Annotated in this window: 24 protein-coding genes; 8 read left to right on the forward strand and 16 right to left on the reverse strand. The window is 45.8% G+C overall.

The genetic code is table 11. The features are described from left to right. Positions 1-835: 835 nt before the first annotated feature. The 6 genes from EPH95_RS06090 to EPH95_RS06115 form a co-directional block, all read right to left on the reverse strand. Positions 836-1,684 (reverse strand): DegV family protein, encoded by an 849-nt coding sequence (locus EPH95_RS06090; protein ID WP_142088233.1) that lies wholly within the window; start codon positions 1,682-1,684, stop codon positions 836-838. Positions 1,685-1,810: 126 nt separating this feature from the next. Beyond that, positions 1,811-2,548: a 3D domain-containing protein gene (locus EPH95_RS06095; RefSeq protein WP_142088235.1), complete on the reverse strand. Its 738-nt coding sequence runs from the start codon at positions 2,546-2,548 to the stop codon at positions 1,811-1,813. 427 nt (positions 2,549-2,975) lie between these two features. Further along, positions 2,976-3,941 carry a bile acid:sodium symporter family protein gene (locus EPH95_RS06100; RefSeq protein ID WP_142088237.1) on the reverse strand — a complete coding sequence of 322 codons (966 nt, stop codon included), beginning with the start codon at positions 3,939-3,941 and terminating at the stop codon, positions 2,976-2,978. Positions 3,942-3,948: 7 nt separating this feature from the next. Beyond that, positions 3,949-5,322 carry an FAD-binding oxidoreductase gene (locus EPH95_RS06105; protein WP_405127423.1) on the reverse strand — a complete coding sequence of 458 codons (1,374 nt, stop codon included), beginning with the start codon at positions 5,320-5,322 and terminating at the stop codon, positions 3,949-3,951. 144 nt (positions 5,323-5,466) lie between these two features. After that, the gene (locus tag EPH95_RS06110; RefSeq protein ID WP_142088241.1) at positions 5,467-6,363 is read right to left on the reverse strand and encodes a diacylglycerol/lipid kinase family protein; all 897 of its coding nucleotides are present in this window, start codon (positions 6,361-6,363) and stop codon (positions 5,467-5,469) included. Positions 6,364-6,667: 304 nt separating this feature from the next. Then, entirely contained in the window at positions 6,668-7,246 is a 579-nt protein-coding gene (locus EPH95_RS06115) for a recombinase family protein (RefSeq protein ID WP_142088243.1), read from the reverse strand. A 306-nt stretch (positions 7,247-7,552) separates the two neighbouring features. Between EPH95_RS06115 and EPH95_RS06120 the strand changes: the two genes are divergently transcribed. From EPH95_RS06120 to EPH95_RS06145, 6 genes are all read left to right on the forward strand, one after another. Next, positions 7,553-7,978, forward strand: coding sequence for an STAS domain-containing protein (locus EPH95_RS06120; RefSeq protein ID WP_160141647.1), 426 nt, complete (start codon positions 7,553-7,555; stop codon positions 7,976-7,978). Then, a complete protein-coding gene (locus tag EPH95_RS06125; RefSeq protein ID WP_142088247.1) occupies positions 7,975-8,253 on the forward strand; it encodes an extracellular matrix/biofilm biosynthesis regulator RemA family protein in 279 nt (92 codons plus the stop codon). Before EPH95_RS06120 ends, EPH95_RS06125 begins: the two co-directional genes overlap by 4 nt. A gap of 26 nt (positions 8,254-8,279) precedes the next feature. Continuing rightward, positions 8,280-8,456 carry a CsbD family protein gene (locus tag EPH95_RS06130; RefSeq protein WP_142088249.1) on the forward strand — a complete coding sequence of 59 codons (177 nt, stop codon included), beginning with the start codon at positions 8,280-8,282 and terminating at the stop codon, positions 8,454-8,456. Positions 8,457-8,679: 223 nt separating this feature from the next. Then, the gene (locus EPH95_RS06135; RefSeq protein WP_142088251.1) at positions 8,680-9,420 is read left to right on the forward strand and encodes a hypothetical protein; all 741 of its coding nucleotides are present in this window, start codon (positions 8,680-8,682) and stop codon (positions 9,418-9,420) included. A gap of 55 nt (positions 9,421-9,475) precedes the next feature. Continuing rightward, complete coding sequence (locus EPH95_RS06140) at positions 9,476-10,561, forward strand: AI-2E family transporter (RefSeq protein ID WP_142088253.1); 1,086 nt, start codon at positions 9,476-9,478, stop codon at positions 10,559-10,561. 10 nt (positions 10,562-10,571) lie between these two features. Continuing rightward, entirely contained in the window at positions 10,572-11,813 is a 1,242-nt protein-coding gene (locus EPH95_RS06145) for a YeeE/YedE family protein (RefSeq protein ID WP_227004071.1), read from the forward strand. Positions 11,814-12,560: 747 nt separating this feature from the next. On the opposite strand, the gene EPH95_RS06150 is transcribed toward EPH95_RS06145, so the two are convergent. The 7 genes from EPH95_RS06150 to spoIID form a co-directional block, all read right to left on the reverse strand. Beyond that, positions 12,561-13,091: a cupin domain-containing protein gene (locus EPH95_RS06150; RefSeq protein ID WP_405127424.1), complete on the reverse strand. Its 531-nt coding sequence runs from the start codon at positions 13,089-13,091 to the stop codon at positions 12,561-12,563. Positions 13,092-13,145: 54 nt separating this feature from the next. Further along, a complete protein-coding gene (locus EPH95_RS06155) occupies positions 13,146-13,904 on the reverse strand; it encodes an SDR family NAD(P)-dependent oxidoreductase (protein WP_142088257.1) in 759 nt (252 codons plus the stop codon). Between the two features lie 74 nt (positions 13,905-13,978). After that, on the reverse strand, positions 13,979-14,470 hold the full coding sequence (locus EPH95_RS06160) for a FixH family protein (protein ID WP_142088259.1): 492 nt from the start codon (positions 14,468-14,470) through the stop codon (positions 13,979-13,981). A gap of 267 nt (positions 14,471-14,737) precedes the next feature. Further along, positions 14,738-15,751 carry a zinc-dependent alcohol dehydrogenase family protein gene (locus tag EPH95_RS06165; protein WP_142088261.1) on the reverse strand — a complete coding sequence of 338 codons (1,014 nt, stop codon included), beginning with the start codon at positions 15,749-15,751 and terminating at the stop codon, positions 14,738-14,740. A 199-nt stretch (positions 15,752-15,950) separates the two neighbouring features. Further along, the gene (locus tag EPH95_RS06170; protein ID WP_319592823.1) at positions 15,951-16,229 is read right to left on the reverse strand and encodes a GNAT family N-acetyltransferase; all 279 of its coding nucleotides are present in this window, start codon (positions 16,227-16,229) and stop codon (positions 15,951-15,953) included. Positions 16,230-16,431: 202 nt separating this feature from the next. Beyond that, a complete protein-coding gene (locus tag EPH95_RS06175) occupies positions 16,432-16,809 on the reverse strand; it encodes a hypothetical protein (RefSeq protein ID WP_142088263.1) in 378 nt (125 codons plus the stop codon). Between the two features lie 77 nt (positions 16,810-16,886). Continuing rightward, a complete protein-coding gene (spoIID, locus tag EPH95_RS06180; RefSeq protein WP_227004124.1) occupies positions 16,887-17,816 on the reverse strand; it encodes a stage II sporulation protein D in 930 nt (309 codons plus the stop codon). A gap of 277 nt (positions 17,817-18,093) precedes the next feature. Between spoIID and EPH95_RS06185 the strand changes: the two genes are divergently transcribed. Then, a complete protein-coding gene (locus EPH95_RS06185) occupies positions 18,094-18,399 on the forward strand; it encodes a hypothetical protein (RefSeq protein WP_142088265.1) in 306 nt (101 codons plus the stop codon). Between the two features lie 57 nt (positions 18,400-18,456). Here EPH95_RS06185 and EPH95_RS06190 read toward each other — a convergent pair whose 3' ends face one another. Next, positions 18,457-18,792 (reverse strand): hypothetical protein, encoded by a 336-nt coding sequence (locus tag EPH95_RS06190; RefSeq protein WP_142088267.1) that lies wholly within the window; start codon positions 18,790-18,792, stop codon positions 18,457-18,459. 294 nt (positions 18,793-19,086) lie between these two features. Then, complete coding sequence (locus EPH95_RS06195) at positions 19,087-19,695, reverse strand: DUF3298 and DUF4163 domain-containing protein (protein WP_142088269.1); 609 nt, start codon at positions 19,693-19,695, stop codon at positions 19,087-19,089. A 301-nt stretch (positions 19,696-19,996) separates the two neighbouring features. Between EPH95_RS06195 and EPH95_RS06200 the strand changes: the two genes are divergently transcribed. Then, positions 19,997-21,976 carry an acetate--CoA ligase gene (locus tag EPH95_RS06200; RefSeq protein ID WP_227004072.1) on the forward strand — a complete coding sequence of 660 codons (1,980 nt, stop codon included), beginning with the start codon at positions 19,997-19,999 and terminating at the stop codon, positions 21,974-21,976. Here the strand turns inward: EPH95_RS06200 and EPH95_RS06205 are convergent. Beyond that, entirely contained in the window at positions 21,963-22,202 is a 240-nt protein-coding gene (locus tag EPH95_RS06205; RefSeq protein ID WP_142088271.1) for a hypothetical protein, read from the reverse strand. The two genes, EPH95_RS06200 and EPH95_RS06205, sit on opposite strands and share 14 nt — an antisense overlap. Positions 22,203-22,281 lie beyond the last annotated feature (79 nt).

The following is a 22,281-nucleotide window of genomic DNA, read 5'->3' on the forward strand; positions in this document are numbered from 1 at the left end:
ATTTGGCGCTAGCCCAAATGCGTTCGCAAACCCTAATCTTGAGGACTCATTTGGCTACTGAGCAATGCTATGAGTCCGCTACAACCGATCTTGGGGACTCAGATGGTTCACGCCCAATCTCCAGAGTCCGCTAAACACGTTCCTGAGGACTCGGATGGTTCACGTGCAGCGCCCAGAGTCCGCTAAACACATTCCTGAGGACTCAGATGGTTCACGTGCAGTCTCCAGAGTCCGCTAAACACGTTCCTGAGGACTCGGATGGTTCACGTACAATCTCCAGAGTCCGCTAAACACGTTCCTGAGGACTCGGATGGTTCACGTACAATCTCCAGAGTCCGCTAAACACGTTCCTGAGGACTCGGATGGTTCACGTACAATCTCCAGAGTCCGCTAAACACGTTCCTGAGGACTCAGATGGTTCACGCCCAATCTCCAGAGTCCGCTAAACACGTTCCTGAGGACTCGGATGGTTCACGTGCAGCGCCCAGAGTCCGCTAAACACATTCCTGAGGACTCAGATGGTTCACGCCCAATCTCCAGAGTCCGCTAAACACATTACTGAGGACTCAGATGGTTCACGCGTAACACAAAGAGTCCCCAAAACGGAGAGCTTTTATCCTTTGGACTCAATGTTTCGTGAATGATACTGTTGAACGCCGCTATGTTGGAATTTTTATGATTTGCTCTCATCCTTTGCGCCGCAAGGGTTTTGAGACATCGCAATTAGCGCTTACGGCATCACTTTTCGTGAGCGCATCCGTTCGCCCGAATGAAACTGCTCTGTACAAATTCTGTTGGACCGGTGATATGGTTACACCAGCGGCTTTTTTACTTTTTAAAGTGAATCGGTATAATACGAAAATCCGATGGCGCCTTCCCCGGTATGGGTGCTGATGATGGGAGTGGTTGTTTGGATCATGATGTCCTTGAATCGGTTTTCTGTTGCGATCGCGTCTTTTAGCTTGTTGGCAAGCTCGGACGCATTGGCGTGAGAGATGCTGATGCCTTTAATTTGTCGATCCTCTGAATCTTTTTTAAAATATTTCATGAGTGTCTGGATCATTTGTGATTGTGTTCGGACTTTGGCGACTGGCGTATATACGCCTTCCTCTAATGCCGCTATTGGCTTTATGTTAAGAAGGGATCCCAAAAAAGCTTTTCCTTTGCCGATCCTTCCGCCTTTCACAAGGTTTTCAAGTGTCTCGACAACGACGTATAAGCGTGAATTTTGCTTGATCGTCTTTAAACGATCCAATATGTCCTCCACTGACTTCCCTTCCGCGGCCATTTTTGCTGCTTCTTCAACTTGGAAGCCCAATGCTGACGAGATGTACTCGGAGTCGACCACGGTCACCTCTGCCTTCGCCTCTTCTGCTGCCATTCGAGCTGTTTCATAAGTGCCGCTCAAACCGGAAGCGAGGTGGATCGACAAAATGTGGCCGCCATCTTTCCCTAACTCTTCATATTTTGTAACCAATTCCCCTATTGCCGGCTGAGATGTTTTCGGGAGATCTTTTGCTCGAGCCATCTCCGTAATAAATGCCTCAGGTGAAATATCGACTTGGTCAACAAATTCCTTGCCGTCTATGTGTATGGATAATGGCACGACATGAATGGAATGTGCATCTAACACATCCTTGGATAAATCTGTCGTGGAGTCTGTAACGATCTTTATATTTTTCATCTATACGCTCTCCAATCAATAGTAAGCGTATCATTAATCGCGATAGGATTAAAGAAATGTTACCTTAATAGGTCTTATAAACAAAACATACCCCTCGCTAACGATTAGCAAGGGGTGATTGCGTTATTAATCTAGAACCGTCACTTCAACGTCTTGGCGTCCAAAGCTCTCAGCTTCTCCTGCTGTTGGCTTATGAAGATCAATTCTTTCTCCGTTGATGTCTCCGCCGACATCTCCGGCTACTGCTTCGCCGTATCCTTCAACATGAACAGTAGAGCCGAGATCGATGACACTTGGGTCAACCGCTACAACGTTTGCGTCACGATCATTGTTAAGATCGATCCCTGTAGCTGTTACACCACTGCAACCATCGCAATTTGCAGTGTATGCTGTTGCTTCCATTGTAAAGGTTTCGCCTTCTGCATCGGTAGAGCCTTCAGATCCCGTGCTCTCTTCAGTTCCTGTGTTCTCTTCGGTTCCTGTTTCTTCTGCGGTTCCTTCATCCGTGGTTTCGTTGCTTTCACCGGTACTTCCGGTAGATTCGCCGGAAATAGAATTAATTGCGTCTTGCGTCGCAGGACCTGCTACACCATAGAAATTGCCGGCCGGAGAAGAAATCCCGTTATCCTGTTGAAAGTCTTGAACTGCACTTAATGTTCTTGGCCCAAAGGTGTGCCCTGTTGAACCACTAAAATAACCTAGTTCCTTTAGTGTCACCTGCAGTTCGTTAACATCATCGCTTACCTCGCCACTAGTCATTTGATAGGAATCGAATGCAGCATCTGCCGCGTTCGGCGCTGCAATCAAACCTGCCGCTGCTACTACGCTTACGATATATTTTTTCATAAAGATCCATTCACTCATCTACGTATCTGCACACTCGGTGCCAGCTGTTTAGGTTTAAAGGTACGTGATGAAGTAAATGTACACCTCCTTAGTAATTACTTAATCCATGTTCGAATTATAGTGACAGTAGTTTCAGCTTTCAATAACTTTAATGGTTTTGTTGTCAATGTGTAATATCAGCCTTTTTTTCCTGGGGCCGGGAAATATTTAATAAAAAAACGGAAATCACTACCAAACGCGTGTAAACATGTGATTTTTTTATAGAAAGACAGCGGAAAATGTAATCTTTTTGTAATGAACGTGAGATGAGATTTTGAGTCTTCTATACTGGGAATTGTTTCCTTTTATCATCACTGAACCGTAAAAAAAGACCCCCAAAGCCAAAAAGCTTAAAAGGGTCTCGCTTTTATCTGTGCACACTATCAAGCCTGTCAACCCGCGCATGTTAAAGGTTTTTCGTATCCTTTCGTTCAGTATGGTCATCGTTCAGCGGCCACTTTGACCAATAGGTTGCCATGATTGGTCCTGTAATGTTGTGCCAAGCAGTTCCGATCACACTAGGAATGGCAGCAAGCGGCGTTAAATGGGCAGTCGCGAGCGTCACACCGAGACCGGTATTTTGCATTCCAATCTCAATGGATACGGCTCTTCGCTGGCTTAGAGTAAGCCTGGATACTTTTGCGGCAGCATAACCGGATGTGAGCCCTGCAGCGTTATGAAGCATGACGGCTACAAAAGAGATAAGACCCGCTGTCGCTAGGCTTTCTGCATTTGCTCCGACAGCACCCATAATAATAGTCAGAATAGCTAGAACCGATACGAGCGGCATGACCGTAACTGTCTTATCGACAAAGACGGGCAAAAAGCGTCGCAAAATAAGGCCTAATGTGACAGGTACGATGATGACTTGAACGATCATCGTAAACATTTCCCAAAAGTTCACCGGCATCCAATGGCCAGCTAGCGCATAAAGAATAGCCGGTGTTGTGATTGGTGCCACGAGTGTTGACATGGACGTCATCGTAATCGATAATGGTAAATCTCCTTTCGCGAGATAGACCATGACATTGGAGGCCGTCCCGCCAGGGACAGACCCGAGCAAAACGAGACCTGCTGCAAGCTCAGGCGGAAGATTTAATAGATAAGCGATCAAAAGCGCTGTGAGCGGCATGATTGTATATTGAAAGATTAGCCCGAGGATAACCGGCAGCGGATGTTTGGCGATAAGCTTAAAATCAACAGGTTTAAGCGTCATCCCCATCCCCAGCATAACGATCCCGAGTAAAAAAGGCACATAATCGTTAATTGGAATAAATGGTTCTGGAACCAAAAAAGCCAGAATTGCAGCGGCAATGACCAAAAAAGCAAAATACTTTCCCGCGAATGTACTGATCGATGCTAAAACCTTCATGGTCCATTTACTCCTTGAACTGCACGAGCTTAAACGGGTTTAATCTATTCTCCGGATCAAACGCTTCTTTGATTTTTTTCATGACAAAAAGCGATTCCCCGTGTTCTTCTGCTTGATATTTTTGCTTGCCAAGGCCAACACCATGTTCGCCGGTGCATGTACCGCCGACAGAGAGCGCGTATTTGACGACCTCTTCGTTTAGTTTTGCAGCAGCCTGAATCTCCTCTTCGCTATTGCGGTCAAACATAAGAATGATGTGATAGTTACCATCACCGACGTGACCGGCGATGCCGCCCTCAAACATGGAGTCATCAACGACTTTACGCGCATGCCTGATTGCTCCGGCCAATTCGGAAATGGGAACACAAACATCTGTGGTCATCATTTTCTTCCCGGGTGCACCGTGAATGTAAGCGTAGGCTAAGTTGTGACGGGCTTCCCACAACTTGTTTCTAGCTGCATTATCTTGTTCGAATTCGATTTCTTCGCACCCTTGTTCCTTCACAATCTCTTTCATAAATGCAAGATCTTGATTAAGGCCGGCTTCATTGCCGTGAAATTCTAAAAACAGCGTAGGTTGAACTGGATAATCCGTATCGCTAAATTCATTTGTCTTTTTCACTGATGGCTCATCAACGAGCTCGCAGCGGGCGATCGGCACACCGGCGTGCAGGGTGGATACGGCGGCTTCAACGGCATTGTCAATGGTAGGAAACACAGCACGTCCGGCGACGATATGCTCAGGAATCCCGTGCACTTCCAAGGTGATCTCTGTGAAGCTGCCAAGCGTCCCTTCCGAACCAATGAATAACCCGTTTAGATTATAGCCGGAAGAAGACTTGGCAGCGAGATTGCCTGTATGAATGATGGAGCCGTCTGCGAGTACGACTTCAATATCGCGGACTTGATCGCGCATAATGCCGTAACGCACGGAACTTGTACCGCTTGCATTCGTAGCGGCCATACCGCCAATCGTCGCATCAGCACCAGGGTCAACGGAAAAGAAGAGTCCGTATTTTTTGAGTTCTTTGTTTAACTGGGTGCGCGTGACGCCAGGTTGAACTTTAACAAGCAAATCTTGCTCTTTCACTTCAATAATGCGATTCATTTCAGAAAAATCGATGGAAATCCCATCCTCCGTTGGGATTACAAGACCTTCAAGACTGGACCCAAGCCCAAATGGATAAACAGGCCTACTAAACTGCTTCGCGATTTGCTTTATTTCACTGACGTCCTGTGCGTTGTAAGGGTAAACGACGACTTCAGGCGTTACCGGTGCGTGGTAGGATTCGTCTTTGCTATGTAATTCACGCACTGTTATGTTCGTCGTTACTTGTGACATGCTCAACGTTTCCTGCAATGATTCCACAAGTGTGGGCATTTGCATCCCCCTCCGTAAACCTACATATTTTATATGTAAAATTTTATACAATATACCGCAGATCTATTATTCGTGTCTACTAGTATACTAATGTTAGCTAGCTTGCACAACAAGGGGGATTAAGCGGCAATAAAAACAATGGGGTTAAAAAACATCCGTGTTCGGAACGAGAAACGTCAAAGCCGTATCTACAGTTATATGAACAGGCGTTGTACCAGCGTCTTCTCCATCAGTATCAATACTGGCTTCCGGGGTCGTTTCCAGGTGAAGTTCCGATAATTGGTAGTGACTGAGGTTGCTGTTTTCTTCAGACTCATTCCAGTCGATTTTTCCTGCCTTAAACCACGCCTCCAATAGGGGTAAACCTGCCTCTTTTACAATGTAGATTTCCAAATTGCCGTCGCTCAAGGTGTGTCTTTGAGGTAAGCTGACAGAGCCGATATGGTCGCCATTGGCAACGAGAATGAGTACAGCTTCCCCTTCTTTAATAACTGTATCCTGATGCATCAATTTGTAGTCGTAGTATCGGGGCTTCAGGGTCGTTTTTACTGCGCTTAAAAAATAACTAAGCTTTCCTAAACGCTCCTTCAATTGTTCATTGATATTATCGGAAGTATCCGCGATTAATCCGACTGCAAAAAAATTGATAAAATAGCGATTATTAGCTTTAGGTACGTCTATATTAATCGCTTTGCCACTAAGCAAAGCATGAGTCGCATCTGCGATATCGAATGGAATATTTAAAGTCCTTGCGAAATCATTTGCCGTTCCTCCCGGCAGGATGCCAATCGTTGGAGGAACAGACAACTGTGCGAGGCCATTGATGCATTCATTGACGGTTCCGTCCCCGCCAAAAATAAAAATAAATGCATAAGATGGACCATGCACTTTACAAATCGTTTCCGCATCTCCTTCCCCTTTTGTTGGTGCAAACCTAACGGAGAAACCATGTGCTTTAAGGATGGATTGAATTTCATCACAGTGACTATCCTCATTGGATTCTCCTGCTTGTCCATTGTAAACCAGAAGGGCATTTTTCATGGTTATTCACCTTCCACATTGAATGAATGATCTTTCAAATAGTCGAATGGTAACAGTCTTACAGGATTCAGCATTGTATCGCAAGTTCTTCAATGGGAACTACCAACAGCACGTACATTTTTTATAATTTTCATACGATCCATCTCGTTGGTTAAGTGGCAAAGCGCTCCCAGTGGAGCCCTTTGCATCCAAAACCGTCGCGATATGCAAGGTAGCATCATTATCCTTCGCATAAGCCCATGCTTGATGATAAAGCACTTCCCCTTGTTATTTTCGTTTTTTTCCATGCTTCACGATAGTATCGTCAGCTTTCAGCTCTTCGTTTCAACTCCCGATACAAAGAAGCTCGGGAAATTTGGGTGATTTCACAAATTTTTTTCACGGTGTGACGCCCTTCTCGGTAAAGCTCAATCGCATGATTCATGCCGGGATGCTCGGTATCATACGTTTTTTTCCGCCCCTTATATTTGCCTTCATCTTTAGCGGCTTCTACTCCTTCTTGTCGGCGCATCTTGCGAATATCGGCGGACAATTGTTGAAGCCCCTCAACAATGCTTAGAAAATAGTCGTTGTACGGATTTTGATCGGAGAAATCCATCCACGATTCTGCCAATGAGTATAACAAAGCGTCTTTCTCTCGAAGGTGAAGAATCATATCAAGTAAGTCTTCAATGCTTTGTATGAGTTTGGGTAATTCTGTGACATGGATCTCATCGCCAGCTTTTATATTTTCTAATAACTGCTTCCGTTCAGGATAGGATTGACTCACCCCCGAGGCTTGTTCATGGTAAAAATCGTCGATCTGCATCGCTTCCATTTGCTGCACCTGATCGCGTGCATTTTGCTGCTCCGATACGACACGTGTATAAGCCAGCTTAACCAAGCGAAATCACCTCTATATGATACAATTCAAATGATATTTTATACCCCCATCATAACGAATAATCGTCTAAGATGCAATAGGTCTATGACCTACCATGTACACGTGTAAATCCCTTGAATTCAACCATATATTTTCTGTTTGACAATCTTTCGTGAAGGGAATAGAATCTATAACCTAAGAATTATGAAACAATCTTATTGAATCAGTGGGGCGGTCAAATATTTATACGAAGGGTCCTATTGATCGTTTCGCCGTCCCTTCAGCTATAACCCGCGCAACCACTGATAAAGGGGTGATTTACAGAATATGAAGTTTAAGCGTACCGATCAACACCTACAAGGGGGAAGCAACGTGAACTCGCGAAGACTAACGAATCACCGATCGGTTCCCATCCTGAAAGTTACGGAAAATATCGGACTTCTTCCGCTCCTAGTGGATATAAACGAAGCGGTCATCCAGGACGTTTTGAAACAAAGCTACGAGGAGGCCTATGCTCACCTCGTAATTGAATTATCCAGCATCCGAACCATAAATTTCGATGAGCTTTCCAAAATGATCCTCGGCTTGGAGTACATCGGGGTGGACGTGATCGCCAGTGGTCTCCATCCTGACACCGTAAAAAATAACCGCGATAACGTGATCCCCATCGACACTTATCGATGTTTCCCCGATCTCTACCAAGCCTTAATCTCACTCGATGTTCCCATGGAACCAAGAAAGGCTGAAAGATGACAACGTTAAAAATTGGACATGGGAACATTGTAATCGCTCATCGTGTTTTGGCCATTGAGGAAGCAACGAAAGAGTCCGTTCGTCGGATTATGCGAAAGGAACAGGATGAAAATAGGCTCGTCGATGGGACCGCAGGACACAAAACACACAGTTTGATTTTTATGAATAGTGGACACGTTGTTGCCTCAGCTATACGAAAAAAGACATTAATACGAAGGTTTAAAGAGAATCACAACGGGAAAAAGGAAGGCAAGAATCATACAGATTCTGGATAATATCATCACCTGAAAGGAGTCTCCTAATGAGTGACCATAAGAGCGACAAAATGAAATCCGCCATGAATAAAGCCAAAGGCGAAGTCAAAGACAAATTCGGAAAAGCGACCGATGATAAAGGCAAACAAGCAGAAGGAAAAAAAGATAAGGTTAAAGGGAAAGCACAGGATGCCACGGGAGAAGCCAAAAAGAACGAGGACTAACTTCTGCAACGTCCATGAGGATGCAAAGCCTCATGGACGCTCTTCTGAAAGATGTCCGATCAGCTATTGAGCTGTAAATTTTGGTAACAGTCTAATGACCAATCATTTTACAGTTAGATTACATTTATGGAACCTTCATTGACAATAATAATCTACGTTACTTACAATGATTTTTGGCATTTTGACACAACATAAATGAAATATAAAGAAAGGAGGAAAGGATATGTTTGGCTTCGATGATGTGCCACGATTGCTAATGTCCGCCATGCTCATTTTGCCCATTGTTATGTTCATTAGAGAGAGTGGTTATTATTTCGTGACGACCTTGTTAGGTGCGACAGAAAAAAAGCTCACGATCGGTTGCGGACCAGTGCTATTTCAAACGCGTACGATAGAAGTTCGGCGATATTTTTTCATGTACAGCTGGATGGACTATGAGGAACTTCGGCCTGATAGCAAATTTTGGCACGCGTTAATCTATGCAGCGCCGATCCTTAGCATGATCGTTATTGCCATGGTTGTAAACATGCTGATTGGACAGGGCGTCCTGCCGGCTAATACGTTTTGGGATATCTTCCTGTTTTACTTGTTTTTCTATGTGCTGTTCGAAACTGTGCCCGTCTATCTTCCCGACGGCCAACCCACGAACGGCCGAGCCCTGTTTGATTTATTTTGGCACGGAGAAAGCTCCGATTTCAGTAAGCTGGATGCGGATACGGAAAGCGGGCCTATGCAGCATGTTTCCAACGACGGATCTCAGACACATTCCAGTGAAGAAGCAAGCACACAAGCGCAAAAAGAAACGATGGAGAATATGGAACGCGACCAACAGGAACGAGACGATCACACCCAACCGGAAACTTCCGATGATAACCAGCGCTCCTATACGGAGGCTCAAGAGGAAACGATGCAAAATCGCGATCGAGACTATCAAGAACGGAAGGATCGCACCGATGTGAAATAATTGGGAAAGCGAGCCCAAGTAGCTTTCAATTCACCGTGAGAAAGGTGGGGCAAAAATGCCTCAAGGAAAATACTTCAGGTATGGGTACGCGATCGCGCTGCTCCTACTCATCATTTATCTGGGGACACTCGTTGACTTTGTTTTTAAGCCGATCGCGATATTCCTTCAAACGGTATTTGCCCCCATTGCGCTTGCGGGGGTATTGTTTTATTTATTTCGGCCCGTTGTTCACGTTTTGCAGCGCTGGATGCCAAAAAACGTTGCCATTTTACTGATTTACTTAACCTTTGTTGGCTTGCTCACGCTTGCCGCATTTCTAATGGTTCCGACCCTGCAGGATCAATTAAACCAATTTATCGAACAAGCCCCGCGATATTTTCAGGAAATTCAAGGCTGGTTTAACACCATCATGCAAAGTGACCTCGTGCAAAATTTCATGGAAGACCAAGACACTGATATCGAAGAGATCGCTCAAACAGCGGGGAGTTATGTAGCGGATTCTTTGGGGAACATCGGGGATAACATTGCCAGTTTTCTCGGAACGCTTACGAGCGCGATTATTGTAATCGTCATCGTTCCATTTGTGCTTTTTTATATGTTAAAAGAAGGCAAAAAAGCGCCCGAGCAAATTTTACGTCTGCTGCCTCAAAAGCAGGAGAATGAGGGGCGACGAATCCTCGGCGATATGGACTCGGCTCTTGCTTCGTTTATACAAGGACAAATCATTGTTAGTTTCTGTGTCGGTGTCCTTGTTTATATCGCTTATTTAATTATTGGATTGGATTATTCACTCGTTCTCGCGTTAATCGCGATGGTAACGAATTTAATCCCCTTTATCGGCCCATGGATAGGAACAGCTCCCGGGGTGATTGTGGCCTTATTTGACTCATGGGTTACAGCGTTACTCGTGGTGGGCGCGGTCGTTATTATCCAACAATTTGAAAGTGTATTTCTCTCGCCGCAGATTATGGGACAGAAATTAAACCTTCACCCGTTAACGGTAATCTTCGTATTACTCGTCGCGAGTAATTTAGCCGGTTTTCTCGGTTTACTCTTGGCAGTACCTGCTTATGCCGTTGCAAAAGTGGTTGTCATCCATACGTATCGTCTGATTCGTTTACGTTCCCGCGAAAATGAATAAAGGTGGTTACATGACAAAAACTAACGATCGCTCAACTGATTCGACCACCTCAATCCCAACCCTTAGAAATCCTCAAAATATGTTGACCGTTTTGGGAACCGCTGCAATTCTCCTCTTCACTTATTTCGCCTATCAAGCTTCCGGTTTCGAATTCGTGCTTGTATTTTGGGTAGGAATCTTCATCGGTTTTACATTATTTCATGCCCGTTTTGGTTTCGCCGCTGTTTATCGTCAAATTGTAGAGACCGGAAATACGGAAATGCTGCGTGCACATATGTTTATGTTAGGAATTGCAGCTACGTTATTTGCCCCTATTTTGATGTTTGACATCGGCGCATTCGGAAATACACCTGAAGGTGCCCTTTCGCCTGTAAGCATCGGATTAGTGATCGGAGCTTTTATGTTCGGGTTTGGGATGGAGATGGGAAGCGGACTCGCGCCTGCCTCTTTGTATCAAGCAAAAGGCGGACGTACCGCCATGCTATGCACACTGCTTGGTTTCCTGACAGGAGCTGTGCTTGGCGCTTATCATTTCGGTTTCTGGAATAAAACACTCCCGTCAGGTCCTGAAATTTCTCTGGCTACGGATACCGGCTTTGGTTATTTAGGCGCTTGGGGCATGCAGATCGCGATATTCGTTCTAGTTGTTGCCGTTTCTTATGTGTATAAAAAACGAAAACGTCCGCCCTTACTCCCTCCCCTGCCCTCTGCCGTTGGGTGGAAAAAAATCATTTTTGGCTCTTGGCCGCTTTGGGTAGGGGCACTTGTACTTGCCATGCTCAACGCCGCGGCTTTTATACTCCAAGAAGAACCTTGGAAACTGACAGCTGCCTTTACATTGTGGGGATCAAAGCTATTAATGAACATGGGCGTCGACGTGAGTCAATGGGAGTACTGGATAGCGGAAGAACGGCTTGGTGCGTTGTTACAACCGACCTTAACGGATTCAGTAAGCGTGCTCAACTTCGGAGTTATCCTTGGAACGTTTCTCACCTTAACACTTGGAGGGATGATTCGATTTTCCAAAATACCGGTGCACCTCGCACTCCTGGCACTGGCAGGAGGTTTGCTTATGGGATACGGCGCGACTATATCCTTTGGCGCAAACGTCGGTGCTTATTTCAGCGGAATCGCTTCATTTAGCCTTCATGCATGGATTTGGGCAATAATGGCGATTATTGGCGTCTATTCGGCATATGGAGTTGGAAAGAGACTTCATCTCGTGTCGAAACAAAAAGCGCGGAACAAATAGTGTAGACACTAATAGCGTGTTTTCAGAAATTCCCTAATAGCGAACTTTGAAAAAACGTCTAAGTGATCGAATGGATGCGAACGTTGGAGACCCGTTCTATCATCCACATAAAATGAGAGCCGAGGGCTTGCACGGATGCCGAAGTATGCCCGACATCGGCATAAAAATCAAGCAAAGCTGTGCCGGGAAGCCGAACCAAGCAAGGGAAGCGGAACAGCCCTTCTTCATCGTACCCCGAGGCAATGTTTTCTAGCGTTTCGGGGTACGTTAAACCTTCTATCGTACCCCAAGGCGATGTTTTCTGGCTTTCCGGGGTACGGTAAACCTTCTATCGTACCCCAAGGCAATGTTTTCTGGCTTTCCGGGGTACGTTAACCTCGCCATCGTACCCCAAGGCAATGTTTTCTGGCGTTTCGGGGTACGTTAACCTCGCAATCGTACCCCGAGGCAATGTTTTCTAGCGTTTCGGGGTACGTTAACCTCGCCATCGTACCCCAAGGCAATGTTTTCTGGCGTTTCGGGGTACGTTAACCTCGCCATCGTACCCTAAGGCGATGTTTTCTGGCTTTCCGGGGTACGTTAACCCTGATTCGCAGAGAATATTATCTAATTGTTCCATAAGAAATCACCTCATAAAAAATTCCGCAAAACGCTCTCCCCGTAGCATAACATCAATCGTTATGATCTTATAATTATAAGTATCAGAGGGCAGGCTCAACACCTGCCCCATGGTTTGACGCTCTAATCTTAGTAATGATGATGCTCTTCGGCCTCTGCAATTTCTTTCGTCTCATGTACGGTGCCGTATGGATGCTCGGGCGGCGCATAGATCGAGTAAAGTTTCAATGGTCTATTCCCGATATTGGTGAGGTTGTGCCATTTTCCGGCAGGTACCATAATGCTATAACCCGGATACACGCTTCTTTCAAAATCCAATTGATCTTCATGATCCCCCATTTGCACAAAACCCTGACCGGATTCAATCCGTAAAAATTGGTCATGGTCATGGTGCACTTCTAAACCGATGTCTTCTCCCACATCAATACTCATCAACGTCACTTGCAAATGATCTCCCGTCCATAGAGCGGTACGAAACGTTTGATTTTGTTTGGCCGCTTCTGCGATGTTGACGACAAATGGTTCTGAACCATGATCTGTTTGCTGATCCTTTTTGCCATAATCATGTCTTGGAAAATCCGCCGGGTGATGGATCGGTGGATGCCCCCGATAAGCATAAGGGTATATTGTTGGGATCGGAATATAATACAAAGTGCTCATTCCCTTCATCATTTTAAAATTAGCCTATGTGAATGTTGAGGGAATGTTCATGGACTAAATAATCGATCCACCGTCGATAACCGTTTCATCTCCTGTGACAAATCTGGATTCTTCCGATGCATAATAGAGCGCGGCATAGGCAATATCACTCGCTTCACCGTAATGCGGGGGAAGGGGAACGACGTCCCGGTTTCGTTCAGCGATCGTCGCCTGGCGATCGCCCATAATGGGTGTTTTGATCGGGCCGGGGAAGATGCAGTTGGCACGAATATTTTCTTCTGCAAAATGCGCTGCCACATGTTTCGTTAAAGAACGTACCGCTCCTTTGGATGCGCTATAAGCGGTTCCGTTTCCACCTGCAGCTCCGGTGGCTGTTAAAGCAGCAAGCGAGGCGATGTTAATGATGGAGCCTCTCCCAACCTTTTGCATTTCAGGAATGACTTCGCGCATACCAAGAAAGATGCCGGTCGTATTCACATTCATGACTTTGTGCCAATCTTCCAGTGACGCTTCTAATATTTTATCCGGGATATGAATGCCTGCATTGTTCACGAGCACATCAATCTGTCCATAAGTTTCTACCGTTTTCTGAACGACTTCTTTCCAATGATCTTCGGAAGTAACGTCTAAGGAAAGGGCAGTGGCCGCTCCCTCCCGCTCATTAATCTTCTTTGCTTCCTCTTCTAAAAGAGAAGATTGCACATCCGTCGCAACGACCTTCGCTCCTTCTTCTGCAAAAAGCTTAGCATTGGCCAATCCAATGCCACTGGCTGCACCGGTAACGATCGCAACTTTATCCTGTAAGCGTGTCACTATTTGTTTCCTCCTGTTCGTGTGGCAATTAAAAAATGAGCGCTGTCCCTTGGCGTAGGAAGCGCCCAAATTTTTTAGTGGTCGTCATGGTCGTCCATGAAATCACTCTCGTGATCAATGTCGTCTTGATCAAACGCGTCGATTTCTTCTTGATCTACGTCACCAACAACAATATGATGAACAGGCATCGAATGCATGCCACGGGCCGTCACATGGGGTTGCACAAGATAAATGCCATCCTCGTCAAAGGTATAGTCGGCACTGTAAAGCCCATCATCTTCTGTATCTTTTTCAATCATATCACTGTCTTCTTTGTTCCCATCTTCCCATACTTCAAAAATCACTTCGTCCGCATCGGAAACTGCCTCATCTTCTTGTGTCACTTGCGTCTCTAACGTGTGGTCTCCAGTGTCCATTTCTTCAGGCATGGTTACTTGTACATCAATAGCTTCCGTAGAGCCCGGATCCCCTTCTGCTTGATCTTCCTCTGTTCCGCAAGCGGCAAGGAAAATGAGAAGACCTCCGCCAAGCATTGTCCATTTCATACCGGAAAACTTTTCCCGCAATATTCGTTACCCCCCACGTAGTTCTTTCTACACGTACCATAACATACAGCCATGTTAGATTCTCACGATCCCTAACAATTTCACACAACGTTCACTTGGTATTTTCGCATGATGCGTTGCACGAACTTAGCGGAGGAATTAGACGTAGACGCCAGCACGAGGAGGCGCACCAGCCTCCCGGATTCGGATTGGATAGATGGACCCCTCATGTTCGGATTTTTCATTGGATCAAACACTTTTCTCCCAGCCCCTTCACAGCATCCATTTTTATGCATCGTTGTGGTGGCTGATTACAATTTTTCCAAAGAAACGTTGGCTTTCCAAATAATGATAGGCTTCTTTTGCTTCTTCAAAAGGGAAAACAGTATCGATCACCGGTTGGAGCTGCTTGTCTTCCATCACTTTGTTCATCGCTTCAAAAGCATCACGGCTGCCCACCATTATCGGCCGTGTGGAGGCTTTTCCGAATAAATCATAGTAGTCGATTTTATCCCCTGTTTTTGTAAGCACACCGATCAGTGCCACTTCCGCTCCCCGGGAAACAGCCTGGATGGATTGATGAATGGTAGCCGGACCGCCGACTTCCACGACACGCTGCACACCTTTTCCACCCGTATGTTTTTTAGCTTCTTCTCCCCAATTCGGCGTCGTTTTATAGTTAATGACTTCGTCCGCCCCCAGCTCTTTCAGCTTTTCAGCTTTTTGGTCACTGGAAGTTGTCGCAATAACATTGATGCCCATCAATTTGGCGAGTTGAATGGCAAAAACAGATACCCCGCCGCTTCCTAGTGTCAACACGGTATCCCCTGCGGATAAAGGGTTCGGCCCATGAAGCGCGGTCCAGGCTGTAACCGCTGCACAGGGAAGAGTTGCTCCTTCTTCGTAGCTAAGATGGGAAGGGAGGTGCACGAGGAGCTCAGGATTCAACACCTTATATTCCGTTAGCCACCCATCGCTGTGGGAACCGTATGGCTCCATATAACTTGGACGTTCCGAACCAAACCATTCACGGGTGAAGTTCCCTGCTACCCGATCCCCAACTTGAAATCGCCGCACGCCTTCCCCAACTTCAACGATCTCTCCTGCACCGTCGGACAGGGGAATTAGATTGTCTCGAACCGTTCCCGGGTATTCACTATTTATCATGGCAAGATCCCGATAGTTTAAAGAAGATGCTTTCACTTTTACGAGAACCTCCCCACGCTGGACAGTGGGTTTTTCCTCTTCCACTATGTTCAAATGGTCAATGCTTCCTTTTGCCTCTACTCGAAATGAACGCATTGGTTTTCTCTCCTTTGTCATAAGTTGGTTGATATAATAACTGTTTATATGTTGAAAAAAAAGCATGATGCTCACTGTTGGCGACCTAACGACTTCCGCTTTCATGCGTTAGGGCTTTATCGCTCCTTCGTTTATGAACGAAAGGCTGGGGGCCTTCTTTTGATGGCACACTTGCGGTCCCCCCTTTTCGTGATATGGCCTAATACCTTTTAAACATCCCCTGTGATCGGGGATACGTATAGCTAAATCCAAATTGTTCATACAGTTTGTCCGCTCCCCCATCAGCGATCAAACTTACATAAGAACCAGAATAGGTGTTTTTATCAAGAAAATCCATTAGATCTTTCATAATCACCTTTGCCAAATCTTGGCCTTGGTAGCTTGGTTTTACGACGATATCCACGATTTGAAAAAAAGCGCCGCCATCACCGATGACTCGGCCCATCCCGATCAATATTTTTGAATCGTAGATACACACCGCAAACAATGAATTTTTCAGGCCAATGGTTGCAGCTTCTTGAGACTTTCCGCTGATCCCCCTTCCAAACGCAAATTGTTATATTCCATAGGATTCGGCGGCTCATGAATGACTGTGTAATTTTCGTTCATTACGTGTTCCCCCGTTACAAGATAGTTCTGCACAAAGGGAGGGCGCCCTACACTATCGCGCCCTCTTGCTCTTATTCTTTTCGATTCTTAAAAAATCCTGCCATTATCAACATCCCCACCGTAATCATCAAAAATGGCTGGGCTTCTGGATGAAAAATTCGGGCATCGGGGAGAAAGTTGGGATACGGCATCCAATAGCATACTAATAAAACCCCTGCACCGATCCAAGCCACCATTGAGAACGCGCGGAGGTGAAACCTTCTTAAATCTACAAACAACAAGGACAGCACCGCCCCGGCTACAATGAATAAGCTAGATTCTAACATCATATATTCCAACATGCGAAAATCTATTTCAGGATCAATGCCCGTGAAGTTCAATAAATCCGTGTAAAAAAACGCAAAAAGGAAAATAACGATCAGCAAGCCAATACTCGTGAGCAGACGCAAATACATCCCCCTCGTAAATAGTTATTATATGCTGAGGGCTTACGGGATAGAACAAAATACCACCGGCGTTTTCTAGTTTACTCTACGTGCTCTTCCATTGGAGTGATGTCTATCCCTTGATAATAATGGTCGATAATTTCACGGTAGTCGTTCCCCTCTTGGGCCATGCCGTTCGCTCCGTATTGACTCATGCCAACACCATGACCCCAGCCTTTGGTATGAATGATGATTTCATCACCGTCTTGTTCCCATTCGAAATCACTGGAATCAAGGCCTAGCGATTCGCGGACTTCTCGGCCATGAAACGACGCTCCGCCGATCGTAACACTTGCCACTCGTTCCCCTTCGGTTCTTTCTTTATCGGTTGTTAGTTCTCCTTCTTCGGGAATCGTAACGTCCAACTGTTGTTCTATTTCTTCTACGGAATAGCTCGATGTATTTTCGTAACGAGGGGCTCCTTCGTCCCAGGGACTTTCAACGCTTTGCAGATAGGGCACTTCTTGTTCCCAATAGTCTTCCGCATTTTCTGTGTAGCCATTGCTTGTCGAAAAATAGGTGGCATTAATTGGAGCTCCTTCATAGGAGATAATATTTCCTTCCGTGTCTTTTACAGCGCTTCTAATTATATTCAATTTTTCTTCCGCTTCTTCTCCCCATTCTTCTTCCCATTCCTCAATGCTTTGATAGACTTGATCCCCAGTCGTATCGGTTACTATTGCTCCTCCCGGCACATCTTCATGATCGCCGGATTCCAATTGATGGATAATGTACGTTCTCGCAATAAGAGATTGCGCTTTTAACGCTTCCGTTTCAAATAAGACAGGCATCTCCGCGGCCACAACGCCAGTAACATATTCCTCCAACTCTACTTCGTCAATCGTATCCTGCTCTTCCCGATAGACAGGGACAATTGTATCACTCTCGCTATGGTTTTCTTTTAGTTGGTCGGATTCAGCATTTGCCATAGAGATGGAAAAAACGCTGTAAAAACTTATCACTAGAATCATCGATCCCACGATTGCAACAGACCTTCTGGCAAAAAACATCATTTTTTCACACCCTTCTGCAAAATATAGGTGATTTGTTCGTTGATTAAAAGTTACCCTTCCATTTGTTTCCTCAAACCTATATATGTATCAGATTTTCTTCCTTCGCAGAATAATAAGGTCTGAATGACCTATTGGCAGAAGGTTCTAGCATGAACTATTATATATGACAGCATCTTTGTTTCGACACTTCTTAACAACTTTCTCAATCCCTATAGATAAAAAGGGGGAGTTCAAAATGACAGGCCAAAATAACGTTTTCCCGTTATTCCTTTTGTCCTCGGTAGGACTTTTATGCGTATACCTCATTCTGGATTTCTCTATCTTACAACTTATGCACAGCGCATTAATCGGCCTGTTTTCCCTTTTCTTTGTGGTTAGCTTTATTCCGGTTATAGGCTTAAGCATCTCCCATATGAAAGAGATGCAAGCAAGAAAGACAGGGAAGTCCGTGAATATATTATTAATTGGAATTTGGCTATTCATCACATCGTTAAGCCTATTGGTAGCAATATTTTTATTTAATAACCCACCCGCCTTTTAAAAGGATATCAGCCGAAAATGGGATTATATCAACCAAAACGGCACAAGCGCGACGATCTCACAGAGCGTAAGCAATAAGCAGGATAAATAATAAAATAAATATGCTGTACTCCGTAGCGATGCGCTTTTTGCTTTTTTCCTTCTTTTTCGTTTCGACTTGTTTTTCTCGCTCGATTCGCTTCTCTGTGTTCGTAAAGATCCATAGGAGAGATACTGTAATATAAGCCGCAGCGATTAAACCAAAGAGCTCGCCAAATGGCATGAATTCGCTTTCCATAAGGGACCCGACTAAATAAAGAGAGGTGATCACGGTTACCGGTAAAGAAACAAAATAACGAATCAGTAATCTATTTTTTAATCTTTTATATTCGTCAGCAGAGATATTTTCACTCATCACTAATAGCCTCCCCAGGTCATATTCATACACTGGCCCAGTCTATCATATAAAAAAACACGGCGTCAGCGTTATGAACTACCTTCGGGGAGACCCAGCAGTACGGCAGCACGAGGAGGCTCACCAGCCGCCCGCGGAAAGCGAAGTCTATTTCCGGAGCGGACAGATGGACCCATCATGTTCGGATTTTCTTGGATTAAACACAGGAACAGCCTTCAGGAACAACGGATAGGGAAAGTCGTTAAGATGTCCCCATGTATTGAGGGGACATCTCCGGCACTTTCCATACTCAAATCACAGCACCCAGCCTAGCGGACCGTCCTCATTGATTAAGTCCACAATCGAATAGATCGAGATCGGAAAATATGGAATGCCATAGACATAGGGCATGAGCTCATATAAGTCAAAATAAATCACAAGCGTTTTGTCTGCCACATAAAACGGCTGATCTGTTGTGATTCCTTCATACGGACCAAGAACATTCTCGAACCAGCCTCGCTCCACCAGTTGAGCTTGAATCATTTCATTCAGTCTCGGAATAAAATCGGCACCCGGTGCGAATAACTCCTCGAAGGTGTAAGCCCTTCCTGTCCTCGAGTCAAATGTCAATGCCCGTTGGACTGTCATTCCGTGTGCGCCGCCCGCAAACGAATATACACTGTGAGTCAGACTTAATACATGCTGTTGATTGTTTTTCAAATCAAAACCACCAGTGAGCTCTGACACGCCATCTCCATACCCCTGCTCATAAAGCAAGTGTTGGAGTTGTTGCCGGATGGCACCATTCATATTAATCTCCGCCTGGGGATGCGTCCAACCGGCTACTTCTGCATAATACATATCCACCAGCTGTTCCCGGATGTGCCAAGGCACGACCCCAACCGGCAAAGCCGAAATATTCACGTTATCACTCTCCTTAACGCATCATATGAGCAATCAACGTAAAACAGACATAAAAACTAGTTACCTGCGAGCAGAAGTGAAAATTACCGCGGGGCGTTTACAGCGAACCTGAAGCATTCGCTAAAACAGTGCTATTCCTCGTACGACCGGGCATGCTCCTTCATGAACGATCCCATCCGAGCTTCATCGCTTCCCGATGGTTCTCCTCCCTATCTCCCTTTGACAGAATTACCAATAAATTGTATCTTAAAATTGAAAGCATTTGCATTTATCAGAACATGAGTTTAAAGGAGGAGATTCGGTGGCTGCAGAAGCGGGAGGTATTCAGAATGAAATCAACAAAAGCGCACTTGTTTATCCTGATGCGAAAAAAGAGCAATCGACAGCCTTGGGAAGCAGCGAAGCTTTTCAATCTTTATTAAAGAGGTCCCAGGAGGATCCGGTCCGTTTTTGGGAGGAGGTTGCGCAAGAATTACATTGGTTTGAGCCGTGGGAAGAAACGAGGAGCGGTTCGTTGCCCGAATTTGAATTTTTCAAAGGCGGCATCAGCAACCCATGCTATAACCTATTAGATCGGCATATCGAAAACGGAATCGGCAATAAAACGGCGCTCATATGGGAAGGGGAAGACGGGGAGTCGCGTTTTTATACTTATAACATGCTGCTGGCTGAAGTCAATCGCTTTGCCAATGTCCTTCGGTCTTTTGGCGTACAAAAGGGAGACCCAGTGGCGATTTATCTTCCCAACCTCGCCGAATCTTTTATTGCCATCCTTGCTTGTTTTCGCCTGGGGGCTGTTTACAGTACTATTTTTTCCGGTTTTTCTGAACAATCTTTAAAAGATCGCCTGTTGAATTTTGAGCCCAAGGTGATCGTCACGGCTGATGCCAGTCTCCGAGGCGGAAAAGTCATCCCGTTGAAGGAAAAAGTCGATCAAGTGGTTAACGGCATCCCAACGGCAGAGGCGGTTCTCGTGGTTGATCGTCTTGGAACGGAACCGGCGATGAAGGCAGGAAGGGATTTTCAATGGGAACAAGAACGAAAAAAAGCAAGTATTCATTGTGACCCGGAGCCCGTGGAGGCAAATGAGCCCGGCATTGTCTTCTATACAAGCGGGACGACGGGCAAACCCAAAGGGGTCGTCCATTCCGGCATGGCTTTTGTCGTGCAAAATTATATCTACGCAAAATATCACATGGATCACCAACCGGACGATGTGTTTTGGTGTACCGCTGATGTCGGCTGGTTAACGATGCACATATGGGGCATGGCCGGTTCTTTGGCAAACGGAGTTACTACGGTGGTTTACGATGGCGCCCCCAATTACCCGGATGCAGATCGTATTTATCAAATGATTGATAAATATCGGGTCAACAAATTGTTCACCTCCCCTACCGCATTGCGAATGCTTCGCAGTCTCGGGGAACAAGCGCTTGAACCGTATGATCTTTCTTGTCTCGATGTCGTTTCCTTAGTCGGCGAACCGTTTGATCAGCAAACCTGGCATTGGACACACGATGTTCTTGGCGAAGGAAAAATATGTGTGAACAATACGTGGGGGCAAACGGAAACCGCAGGATGTCCTCTAGCAGGCGCGGCCTGGCTTACGCCTATGAAACCCGGATCCGTCGGTGTTCAATTTTTAGGCGCTGAGGTGGGGATCGTCGATGACGACGGCAACCCCGTACCTCCCGGCACTTTAGGCAACCTGGTGATCCGTCAATCGTTCCCGATGCTGTGCCGTACGCTTTGGAAAGAACCCGATCGATACTATCAAAAATATTTCAGTCAGGTGGAAGGTTGCTATTATGCGAGTGACAATGCTTTAGAAGATGAAGACGGTTATTTCTGGGTAGTGGGACGGTCGGATGATGCATTTAACGTTTCCGGTCATCGCCTGAGCACCATGGAAATGGAGAGTGCCGTGCTCACAAACGAAGGCATCTCTGAAGTTGCAGTGATCGGCAAGGCGGATGATATCAAAGGGGAAGTCCCGGTCGTTTTTGCCAAACTGGCAGAGGGCTATACGTCTAATCATGAATGGGAAGAAAAAATAAATCAGAGTATCGTCGATGGCATCGGTCAGTTTGCCCGCCCGCAAATAATCTTTTTCATTGACGCGATGCCGAAGACTGTCAGCAGTAAAATAATGCGCCGGCTGTTAAAAGAAATCGTTACGGATGGTGATGTCAAAGGCGACGTCACCGGGCTTGAAGACCCATCGGCGATTGATCATGTTAAAAACGTCGTCTCGGCATCGGCGAAAACTAATCTAAAATAAGGCCAGCTTTCATTTGCCCCGTGGCCATCCACGGGGTTTTTGCTAATGGCGAAGCTCCCCATGCCCCTTGTAGCTTTAAAATAGAGGCTGCTGAACAACTTGATCGCAAGGGCGGGATGTCGCTTCCATGGCTTCGCTTTCCGCGGACGAACGGCCAAGCCTCCTCGCGCAAGATCAGCGCTGCGGGGTCTTGGCTCGTCCGTTTTTCCGCTGGAGTCTTCGCCATTGCAGCGCCATCCCTCGCATGTTGATCATAAGGTGCAAAGGTTTAGCCGTGAGCGGCCATTTTTCCTTGCATTTCTCTT

The sequence above is a fragment of the Salicibibacter halophilus genome, from assembly GCF_006740705.1.
Classification (GTDB): domain Bacteria; phylum Bacillota; class Bacilli; order Bacillales; family Marinococcaceae; genus Salicibibacter; species Salicibibacter halophilus.

What these genes read in the sequence shown, in the direction of transcription:
- EPH95_RS06090 (WP_142088233.1), bottom strand. Translation starts at nt 1,684, where the DNA reads ATGAAAAATATAAAGATCGTTACAGACTCCACGACAGATTTATCCAAG.
- EPH95_RS06095 (WP_142088235.1), bottom strand. Translation starts at nt 2,548, where the DNA reads ATGAGTGAATGGATCTTTATGAAAAAATATATCGTAAGCGTAGTAGCA.
- EPH95_RS06100 (WP_142088237.1), bottom strand. Translation starts at nt 3,941, where the DNA reads ATGAAGGTTTTAGCATCGATCAGTACATTCGCGGGAAAGTATTTTGCT.
- EPH95_RS06105 (WP_405127423.1), bottom strand. Translation starts at nt 5,322, where the DNA reads ATGCCCACACTTGTGGAATCATTGCAGGAAACGTTGAGCATGTCACAA.
- EPH95_RS06110 (WP_142088241.1), bottom strand. Translation starts at nt 6,363, where the DNA reads ATGAAAAATGCCCTTCTGGTTTACAATGGACAAGCAGGAGAATCCAAT.
- EPH95_RS06120 (WP_160141647.1), top strand. Translation starts at nt 7,553, where the DNA reads ATGAAGTTTAAGCGTACCGATCAACACCTACAAGGGGGAAGCAACGTG.
- EPH95_RS06125 (WP_142088247.1), top strand. Translation starts at nt 7,975, where the DNA reads ATGACAACGTTAAAAATTGGACATGGGAACATTGTAATCGCTCATCGT.
- EPH95_RS06130 (WP_142088249.1), top strand. Translation starts at nt 8,280, where the DNA reads ATGAGTGACCATAAGAGCGACAAAATGAAATCCGCCATGAATAAAGCC.
- EPH95_RS06135 (WP_142088251.1), top strand. Translation starts at nt 8,680, where the DNA reads ATGTTTGGCTTCGATGATGTGCCACGATTGCTAATGTCCGCCATGCTC.
- EPH95_RS06140 (WP_142088253.1), top strand. Translation starts at nt 9,476, where the DNA reads ATGCCTCAAGGAAAATACTTCAGGTATGGGTACGCGATCGCGCTGCTC.
- EPH95_RS06145 (WP_227004071.1), top strand. Translation starts at nt 10,572, where the DNA reads ATGACAAAAACTAACGATCGCTCAACTGATTCGACCACCTCAATCCCA.
- EPH95_RS06150 (WP_405127424.1), bottom strand. Translation starts at nt 13,091, where the DNA reads ATGAGCACTTTGTATTATATTCCGATCCCAACAATATACCCTTATGCT.
- EPH95_RS06165 (WP_142088261.1), bottom strand. Translation starts at nt 15,751, where the DNA reads ATGCGTTCATTTCGAGTAGAGGCAAAAGGAAGCATTGACCATTTGAAC.
- spoIID (WP_227004124.1), bottom strand. Translation starts at nt 17,816, where the DNA reads ATGATTCTAGTGATAAGTTTTTACAGCGTTTTTTCCATCTCTATGGCA.
- EPH95_RS06185 (WP_142088265.1), top strand. Translation starts at nt 18,094, where the DNA reads ATGACAGGCCAAAATAACGTTTTCCCGTTATTCCTTTTGTCCTCGGTA.
- EPH95_RS06190 (WP_142088267.1), bottom strand. Translation starts at nt 18,792, where the DNA reads ATGAGTGAAAATATCTCTGCTGACGAATATAAAAGATTAAAAAATAGA.
- EPH95_RS06205 (WP_142088271.1), bottom strand. Translation starts at nt 22,202, where the DNA reads ATGGCGAAGACTCCAGCGGAAAAACGGACGAGCCAAGACCCCGCAGCG.